Origin of the sequence: Nocardiopsis sp. RV163, assembly GCF_001029525.1 — a bacterium.
Lineage (GTDB): Bacteria > Actinomycetota > Actinomycetes > Streptosporangiales > Streptosporangiaceae > Nocardiopsis > Nocardiopsis dassonvillei.
The window spans coordinates 1-1,205 of the sequence record NZ_LEKI01000341.1; the positions used below are offsets into that span (position 1 = coordinate 1).

Annotated in this window: 2 pseudogenes; both read right to left on the minus strand. The window is 65.9% G+C overall.

Annotation, left to right across the window (positions count from 1 at the left end):
• Positions 1-210 (minus strand): annotated as a pseudogene (locus ABD54_RS26590) (ubiquinol-cytochrome c reductase cytochrome b subunit); the annotation flags it as partial.
• Positions 211-213: 3 nt separating this feature from the next.
• Positions 214-1,205: pseudogene (locus ABD54_RS26595) on the minus strand (Rieske 2Fe-2S domain-containing protein); the annotation flags it as partial.

Sequence of the window (1,205 nt, forward strand, 5' to 3'; positions counted from 1 at the left end):
CATGCTCGGCTTGAACCAGAGCGTGAGGAAGACGCCTGTGAGCAGCAGGATGATGAACGAGTACAGCGCGATCTCGCCCAGCATGAACGACCAGTGGTTCGGGAAGACCTTGCGCAGGTTCTTCTCGCCGGTCTTGGCCAGGTGGAAGCGGTCGTCGATGAAGTTGCCGACGCCGCGAAGCGCCTTGGGTGCTTGCGTGGTCTTACTCATCGGCTAGTCCTTCGCGTAGTCCCAGAACGTCGGACCGGGCGGCGCGACGAAGTCGCCGGTCGCGATGAGGTAGCCCTCGTCGTCGACACCGATCGGCAGCTGCGGCAGCGGCCGGTGCGCCGGACCGAACACGACCTCCGCGGCGTTGGACGCGTCGAACGTCGACTGGTGGCACGGGCACAGGATGCGGTGTGTCGTGCGTTCGTACAGGGCCGCGGGGCAGCCCACGTGGGTGCAGATCTTGGAGTAGGCGACGATGCCGTCGTGCGTCCAGTTCAGACGTGTCTGGCCGTCGGTGCCCTCGATCTCCTCGGTCATCCGCTCCTGCCAGTCCTCCTCGGGGACCTTGATCAGGATGATGACGGTCTTGGCCTGGTCGGTCAGGCTGATCCGAGGTGGTGGTGCTCGTCATCGGCGGCGGGCAGGGCCGAGACCATCGCGTTGGGGTCGTTCTCGAAGTCCTCGGGACGAAGGGGACGGCCGCTCCCTTCCACGTACATGCGGCGGCCGTGCTCCCACATCGTCTTCTTCATCAGGTCACCCGGAACCGGGCCGGTGTCGCGCAGCAGCACGATCGGCGCCAGCCCCAGCGGCAGCATCGCCAGGATCAGCGTGCGGCGCATCAGCGGACGCTTGGTGAAACCGCTCTCGTCCGCCCCCCGCATGAAGAAGGCGCTGAAGGAACCCTTCTCCTTCTCGTCCGAGGGCAGCTCGTCATAGGGAGAGGCCACCTCGTAGTGCGGCATCACCTGACGCGCCCACACCGTCATACCCGCACCGATGCCGAACATCGCCAGCGTCAGCGTGGCACCCAGCAGCATGTTCGAGTACTGGGCGATCTGCGGGTCGGCGATCGCACTGGAACTGAAGAGGAAATAGGCGACCAGGAAGCCGATCCCGCCCAGGAAGGCGATCACGAACCACACCGAGGCGAGCTTCTCGCCCCGGCGCTGGGTCTCCTCCGGCCGCACGTGCGTCTCGGAGGCCTTGTACGG